Source organism: Clostridium sp. (genome assembly GCF_021443865.1).
Taxonomy (GTDB): domain Bacteria; phylum Bacillota; class Clostridia; order Clostridiales; family Clostridiaceae; genus Clostridium.
In genome coordinates this window covers 20,378-28,325 of record NZ_JABUTB010000039.1, presented here as the reverse complement: position 1 = coordinate 28,325, position 7,948 = coordinate 20,378, and the positions used below count along the sequence as shown (strand labels likewise).

The 7,948-nt window shown below is 28.7% G+C and carries 8 protein-coding genes and 1 riboswitch; all 8 genes read right to left on the bottom strand.

Annotation, left to right across the window (positions count from 1 at the left end):
* Positions 1 to 208, bottom strand: a 208-nt coding sequence (locus HUJ77_RS08660) for an ATP-binding cassette domain-containing protein (RefSeq protein ID WP_291708185.1), incomplete at its 3' end; no start/stop codon positions are given.
* The gene (locus HUJ77_RS08655; protein ID WP_291708184.1) at positions 189 to 1,190 is read right to left on the bottom strand and encodes an ABC transporter substrate-binding protein; all 1,002 of its coding nucleotides are present in this window, start codon (positions 1,188 to 1,190) and stop codon (positions 189 to 191) included. The genes HUJ77_RS08660 and HUJ77_RS08655, both read right to left, overlap by 20 nt.
* Positions 1,187 to 1,987: an ABC transporter permease gene (locus tag HUJ77_RS08650; RefSeq protein WP_291708183.1), complete on the bottom strand. Its 801-nt coding sequence runs from the start codon at positions 1,985 to 1,987 to the stop codon at positions 1,187 to 1,189. Before HUJ77_RS08650 ends, HUJ77_RS08655 begins: the two co-directional genes overlap by 4 nt.
* The gene (locus HUJ77_RS08645; RefSeq protein ID WP_291708182.1) at positions 1,959 to 2,249 is read right to left on the bottom strand and encodes a thiamine-binding protein; all 291 of its coding nucleotides are present in this window, start codon (positions 2,247 to 2,249) and stop codon (positions 1,959 to 1,961) included. The genes HUJ77_RS08650 and HUJ77_RS08645 overlap by 29 nt, the downstream gene beginning before the upstream one ends.
* A gap of 121 nt (positions 2,250 to 2,370) precedes the next feature.
* Positions 2,371 to 2,478, bottom strand: a riboswitch (TPP riboswitch).
* A 93-nt stretch (positions 2,479 to 2,571) separates the two neighbouring features.
* The gene (locus tag HUJ77_RS08640; RefSeq protein WP_291708181.1) at positions 2,572 to 3,312 is read right to left on the bottom strand and encodes a TatD family hydrolase; all 741 of its coding nucleotides are present in this window, start codon (positions 3,310 to 3,312) and stop codon (positions 2,572 to 2,574) included.
* 497 nt (positions 3,313 to 3,809) lie between these two features.
* Entirely contained in the window at positions 3,810 to 5,231 is a 1,422-nt protein-coding gene (locus HUJ77_RS08635; RefSeq protein ID WP_291708180.1) for a carbon starvation protein A, read from the bottom strand.
* A 163-nt stretch (positions 5,232 to 5,394) separates the two neighbouring features.
* On the bottom strand, positions 5,395 to 6,123 hold the full coding sequence (locus tag HUJ77_RS08630; RefSeq protein ID WP_291708179.1) for a LytTR family DNA-binding domain-containing protein: 729 nt from the start codon (positions 6,121 to 6,123) through the stop codon (positions 5,395 to 5,397).
* The gene (locus HUJ77_RS08625) at positions 6,104 to 7,810 is read right to left on the bottom strand and encodes a LytS/YhcK type 5TM receptor domain-containing protein (protein WP_291708178.1); all 1,707 of its coding nucleotides are present in this window, start codon (positions 7,808 to 7,810) and stop codon (positions 6,104 to 6,106) included. Before HUJ77_RS08625 ends, HUJ77_RS08630 begins: the two co-directional genes overlap by 20 nt.
* Positions 7,811 to 7,948: the final 138 nt, after the last annotated feature.

The window sequence follows — 7,948 nt, the reverse complement described above, 5'->3', positions numbered from 1 at the left end:
TATCACCATTTATATTAACTTCTCCCTTATCGCAATTTATAATATTAGTTAATATATTAAAAATTGTACTTTTTCCACTTCCTGAAGGTCCAAGTATTGAAACTAGCTCACCTTCATTTACTTCCATATTAATATCCTTTAATATTTCCATATCATCAAAGGACTTAGAAATATTTTTTAGTAAAATCTTATTTTGATAAGAATTCATTTGTATAAGCCTCACTTGCTTTCATTTCCTTACTTATTAGTTTATTATCATATAAGAATTTAGTATAGTTATCCCATACACTATCCTTCATTTCTCCCCAAACAGCAGTATCTTCCATATACTTATCAGCAAGGTACTTTTGACTTTCTATTGCTAGGTCTTCACTTATTTCAGGAACCTTACTTACTAATATTTTTGCTGCTTCTTCTGGATTTAAAATTGCATCTTTGTATCCTTTAGTAGTAGCCTCCATAAATTTCTTAGCTAAATCTTTTTTATTATTTACTGTATCCTCAGTTGTAGCAATAATAGGTGTATAATAGTCTAACGCTGGATCTAAATCCCTAACAGGAATATAATTTATATCAAAATTTCTTAGCTTTGCTTGAATATTAGTCCACGCTTCAAAAGTCCATTCAAAATCTAAATTATTTTTAGTTGCTATAAAGAAATCCTCTGTACCTGCATCTACAATCTTTAATTTACTAAAATCAGCTCCATTTTTGTCCATGATAGCCTTTAGTATAGCCTCTTCTGATGGACTTCCCCATCCACCATAAACCTTATTTTCAAAGTCTTTTACAGTTTCTATACCCTTTTCTTTAGGTGATGCAAAACCAGATGTATTATGTTGTATTATAGCTCCTATTGCCATAACTGGTAATGGACTATCTGATGTTCTAGCATAAGTTAAATCTTCTTGATAACTTACTGCGAAATCTCCTTTGCCTGCTGCTAATAATTGAAGAGATGAGCCTTCTGATGGTTGTATTATTTCAACATCTAATCCTAAATCCTCATAATATCCATTTTCCTTTGCTACATAAAATCCTGTGTGATTAGTATTAGGTGTCCAATCTAATATTAAGGTAACCTTTTGTAAATCTCCTTCTTTCCTAGTTTCCTTATTACTACAGCCTGCAAATAAAGTTAATGCTGCTACTGATGCTAAAACTACTGATAATAATTTCTTTTTTATCAATATTTCCACCTCCAATTAATTTTTTCTTTCCGTACTTTTTTTTCATTATTCCAAGGAGTAAATACTTTTTCCATAACTGAAACTAAAACAAATATAGCCATACTTATGATAACTATAATTACAATTGCTGCAAACATCTTATCTAAGGCGTAGGCACTTCTTGCTCTAGTCATATATACCCCTAGACCCTTATCTCCTCCAAGCCATTCACCAATTACAGCCCCCATAATACTATAAGTAGCTGCAATTCTCATTCCTGAGAAGAAATTTATCATTCCATAAGGAAGTTTTAAATGCATAAATATATTAAGTTTAGATGCTCCCATTAATTTAAAATGATTTATTAAATCTTTATCTACGCCTTCTAATCCATCCACTATACTTATTACTATTGGGAAAAAGCATACAATTACAACTACAATTATTTTAGGTAAATATCCAAATCCAAACCATATAATAAATAATGGTGCTAAAGCAATAGTTGGTATAGTTTGTGATATTACTAAAACTGGGTAAAGTGCTTTTTTTATTAGTGGTGCCATATCCATAATTACAGCTAATACTATAGAAAGGACAATAGCTATTAAAAATCCCACAAAGCCTTCATATAATGTGGCTAATATATGCGGTATCATAACTTTAAAGTCACTAACTAAAACCTTAATTACATCTGTAGGTGTTGGCATTATATATTTTTCTATACCACCTGCTCTAACAACAGCTTCCCATAAGCTTAGTAAAATTATAATAAATATTATAGGTGCAAGTTTATTTCCTATATTTCTCGATTTTTTCATCCATAGTCACGCCTTCTTCTTTATAGTCTATTTTAACCATAGAGCATACTCTTAATGCCCCTTCTTCTGTGCATATCTTTTGAGCATTCTTTACTATCTCTAGTAAAATATCTAGTTCTCCTTCCATTGTGGTTTCCATTGCTCCAACTTCATACTTTACTCCAGTAGAAGCAATATATTCAATAACCTTGTCCACTACAGAATAAAGCCTCTCTTCAGGTACTGAAGGTATTACTTGAAGGCTTACATTACATAATGACATAAAATTCCCTCCTTTTTCTATAATTAACTTAAATAATTTATCTTAAATCTGATAAAGTAAATTGTTAAAAGAAAAAACAGCATCCTAATATAAGAATGCTGCTTAATAGCTTAATTTGTAATTGAAACAATACTAATCTCCCTACGTTGGCATTATCCAAATCAGGTTTATGGGTCAAAATGGTCACAATTTTATCTCAGACAGTTCCCTGCCCCCCCAGTTAAATTATTAAGTTTATATATTCATTTTATTCATTTTGGTTATTATTGTCAAGCTAATTAATAATAATTATTATTTAATGATTATATAATAGTTTTTTTCTTTATGCCATATATAACAAGCATTTAAAATTCTCTTCAACAATAGTTAATAGCTTTTCTATACTAATTCCCCTATATCTAGATACCCTTTCATAAACTTTTATTATTTCACTTGGATATCCATACTCTCCATTAACCCATTCTAAGGCAGTTGGCCCATCTGTTTCTATAAGTAACTTATCTATTGGTACTTTACTTAATACCTCATAAGTTTTTTCTGTGTATCCTATATCTACACTAATTGTAAAATAACATCCTAGTTCTATGAACTTTTCTAATATCTTAATATCACCGCTATACCAATGGATTATTACTTTATTATAATTATGTTTTTTTAGAGTCTTATATATTTCGTCTTCTGCATCTTTGGTATGAAGACTTACAACTTTATTTCTCTTAATACTTTCTTCAAGTATAAAATTAAATATTTTTCTTTGCCCCTCAAAGGTACTTTTATCTTCTACCCAAAGATAGTCTAATCCTATTTCACCTATAATTTTACTTTCTTCAATATAGGGTATAAGCTCCTGTAAATCTCCTTTATACTCTGCTGCCTTCCAAGGATGTATACCAAAACAAGGTATAATAAATTTACTTTTCTTACTGTATTCTTTATTTTTAATATAGCTTTCTATATTCATACTATTTGCTAAAACTAATATTTTATTTTTATTTATATCTTCAATAGCCTTATCTATATTATTTTCAAAAAAATCTAAATGTGTATGAGAATCTATGTACATATTACCTCCTTTATAAATAAATATTTTCTTTGCTTATTTTCAAGTCTTTAATGTTACAAATATAATTTCTGGACTATTAAATATCCTTACTGGAAATAAACTATATCTATATTATTACTAGTATACCATTTACATTTATTAATTTTAACATAAAAAGGATTCTATATCTTACTATGATTAACCCCCTTTTCACTGTCATATTTTAAATTTAAACTTTTATCATAAATTAGTTCAATTTTCATTCCGTTATCAGCTACAAAAAAGCAATAGGCATATTTTCATTTGGTGAAAATTCTCTTTCACCTTTCATAAATTACAAACGCCTTATAAATATTATTAACTTTCTTTTAAATTAAAATAGCGGCACCGAATTTTTTAGCTTATTTGTTTCCTGAATTTAAGATTAACCTGAGATTCAATGTACTTTTCAAAATTAAAAAAGACCTTCTAAGTAAGTTAATAACTTATTAGAAAGTCTTTCATATTTTAAAGATATTTTAAACTTCTACTTCAACATTTTTTGAGTTTGAACTTTTACTTTTTATAAATAAACCTAAACAAAAGGCTGCAAAAGCGATTCCTGCTGGATATGCAATTGTACTGCTAAGTTTAAATCCTTCTGGTGCCATTAAAATATAAGTTAAACTTACTGCTGACATAAATGTTGCTGGTACTGCTGCTACCCATGGATTCTTTTTATTTTTATAAAGATAAACCGCTCCTGCCCATAATGCAAACATAGCTAATGTTTGATTACTCCATGAGAAATATCTCCAAATCATTTGTACATCCATTTGAGTTAATATTGCTCCAACTCCTAATAAAGGAACGGTAAGTAATAATCTCTTTGAAGGACTTTTTTGTTCTATATTAAACCAGTCTGAAATAACAAGTCTTGCACTTCTAAATGCTGTATCTCCTGATGATATAGGACATGCAACAACACCAATCATAGCCAATACAGAGCCAGCTGCTCCAAGTAATTTATAAGTAATATCATAGACAACTGGTCCTTGTCCACCTAATTCTTTAATTGCTGTTTGTAATCCACCTGTTGAACCATAAAAAGCACAACCTGCTGCTGCCCATATTAGAGCAATAACACCTTCAGCCACCATTGCTCCATAGAATATTTTTCTACCTTCTTTTTCTGTTTTCATACAACGAGCCATTAATGGTGATTGTGTTGCATGGAATCCAGAAATTGCTCCACATGCAACAGATACGAACATCATAGGCCATATAGGTGTTTTAGAAGGATGAAGATTAGCAAGTGAAATTTCTGGAATTGTATATCCTTTAAAAAGAATACCTCCAATTACTCCTAAAGCCATAAATATTAAACAAAATCCAAATAACGGATATATCTTACCAATAATTTTATCAATAGGTAAAAATGTTGCAAGGAAGTAATAAACAAGTATTACAATTAACCAAAAAGTAAAATTCAATGCTTTTGGTGTAATCATAGCCAAAAGAGCTGCTGGTCCAGTTGTAAAGCTAACTCCTACAAGTACAAGTAATATTATTGAAAATATACGCATTACTTGTTTCATAAAAGGTCCTAAATAGATCCCAACTATTTCACCAATTGTTGTACCTTTATGACGCATTGATATCATTCCAGACAAGTAGTCATGAACAGCACCTGCAAATATTGTTCCAAAAGTAATCCATAAAAATACTGATGGTCCCCATAGAGCTCCTGCTATGGCTCCATAAATAGGTCCAAGTCCAGCTATATTTAATAATTGAACAAGGAATATTCTCCATGTAGGCATTATAACATAATCACTTCCATCAGCCATAGCTACAGCTGGTGTTTCCCTGTCATCTGGTCCAAAGTTTTTTTCAATGTACTTTCCATAAAGAAAATAACCACCAATTAAAATTGCCAAACAAATAAAAAAAGATACCATTAAAAATTCCACCTCTCACATATAATTCTTGCAACTAATTCCATTTAATAGATTAAAATGTTTACCTATTAAAGTATTATTACACAATAATTTTATCATAGCGCTTTATGTAAACGTTTGTTTAAGGTGTGAATTGCTATTTTTATTGTACAAAATGTATATATTAATGTTTTAAATGCAAAATCCTTTTTAGTTCCTTAATTTTATTTCTACTTACAGGTAAAAAAGCATCCTTCACTCTATTAACTTTTATGCAATAAGTATTATTAAACCAAGGATGAATTTCTGATATATACTTAAGATTAATTAGAAAACTTTTATGTATTCTAAAAAAACATTTATCAGCTAGTCTTTCCTCAAAATAGTTCAGTGTATTACTATCTTTGTATATTTCACTTTTTGTATGAACAATACATTCCCTATTTTCACATTCAATATAGATAATATCCTCAATATTAATCATAATGAATCTCTTATCTACATATAAAGGGATTTTTGAAAATAACTCTTCTATATTCTTCTTATTATTTTCAGATTTTTTATTATTATATCTATCTATCATCTGTTTAACTTTTACTTCTGAAAAAGGTTTTAAAAGATAATACATTGCCTCTACTTCAAAAGCCTTTTCAGCATAATTATTATAAGCTGTTGCAAACACAATTTCAGAATATGGTGAAACTTTTCTCACCATTTTAGCCAAGGTAGTTCCACTAATATCACCAAGATTAATATCAATACACAACAAATCATAACTCTCATTTGATATAGCCTCTAAAACTTCTTCCCCATTAGAAAATTCAGAAATAACTACATTAGGAATAATTTCTTTTATTAAGAAAATCAACTCGCTTCTTGCAGGTTTTTCATCATCAATTATTGCAACCTTCATGATTTACAGCCCCTTTTCCCCTCATTGGAATATATATATTTATTTTAGTCCCTTCATTTGAAGTAACTATATCTAAGCCATGATCCTTTCCATAAAGATAGCATAATCTTCTATGGACATTTATTAATCCTATATTTCCTTCATATGATACTTTTTCATTTAAGCCTTTAATAATATTCATAGGAATTCCAAATCCATTATCTATAACAGATATTTTTAAATTTCTGTCTTCTTCTTTAATAATTATATTTACTATACCTTGTTTTCTTTTCATGGCACCATGAATTACAGCATTTTCAACTATAGGTTGTAATATTAAACAAGGCAATTTACATTTTAAGTTTTCTTGCATTTTAATATCTATACTTAATCGTTCTTCAAATCTAGCTTTTTCTAACTGCAAATAAGCCTTTACATAATCAATTTCCTCATGTATATCTACCAATCCTTCTTTATTTTGAATAGCATTCCTAAAATAAGTTGCTAAGTCAATTAATAATTCTCTTGCTTTTCCAGGTTTTTCTCTACAAAATGCACTAATTGTATTAAGAGAATTAAATATAAAATGTGGATTTATTTGTGATTGTAACGCATGAAATTCTGCTTTTTGCATAAGATCTCTTTGTTTTTCTGCTTCTAATAATTCATATTTAGTAGATAAAAATGAACTAAGTCCTTCAGCAAACTTTATTTCTGGCTCTAGAGAAAGCTTATATTTATCAGTAAATATAATAAAACATCCAAAAGCTTGTCCATTTTTTATTAAAGGTGCTCCAATAGCAACTGCATTCTTTAATGCCTTATAAAAAGAATCCCCTTCTTCACTTTCCTCTTCTAGACATACAGTCTTTTCCTCTAATACTTTTTTTGCTATTTTAGGTAAATGCCATTTATTATCAATAGAAAGCTTCCCTTTAGTATAAATTATTCTCTCATTATCTGTAAAAACTATCCCTAACTTTTTTGAAAATTTAAAAATAATTTTTCCTATTTCTTCGCAACTTCTTTCATTATATTCTCCTTTTTCAATAACAGGTAAGCATAGTTTTGTTATATCAAAGGCTAAACTCATTTTCTCTCCTAATTCATACTGTTGCTCTATAAATATATGCTTAAAGACACCAACAAATAAAACTAATCCAAAAGAATTAATAAATACCATAGGAAATGCAATACTTTTAACTAATTCTAATGCCATATCAAAGGGTTTTGAAATTATAAGTATTACTATCATTTGAAAAATTTCAGCTATAAAAGTTATCAAATATAAATTAATTTCCTTATATTTTTGCCTTTTAACATAATTTGAAGAAAATGCAGCTATTACTCCTTCCAATATTGTTGATATGCAACATGCTATTGCAGCAAATCCATTAATATCAATAGCATATCTATGTACACCAGCTATTATGGCGGTTGCAATTCCAACTATTGGTCCACCTATAAATCCTCCAGCCATAACTCCAATTACTCTTGTATTAGCTAAGGCTCCCCTTACTTCATATCCCATATAAGTTGATAAAATACTTATTGTACTAAAAATTATAATCATAACTAACTGGTCTTTTATAGTATGTCTTTCACTTACTAGGTATCCCTTTATTTTATTAAATCTAGCTAAAATTTGAGCAATTACTAAAAGAAGTCCAATACTTAAAATAATACTTTTAATAATTTCTATATTCATTCTATCCTCTCCAATGGCTACATTATTATTTCACCATATTACATTATAGAACATTTTGTAAATATTTCCAATGAATTATTTTAAATACAAAAATAGGCTTATGTAATTATAGTTTAATAATTAATAAAGGTACCTAAC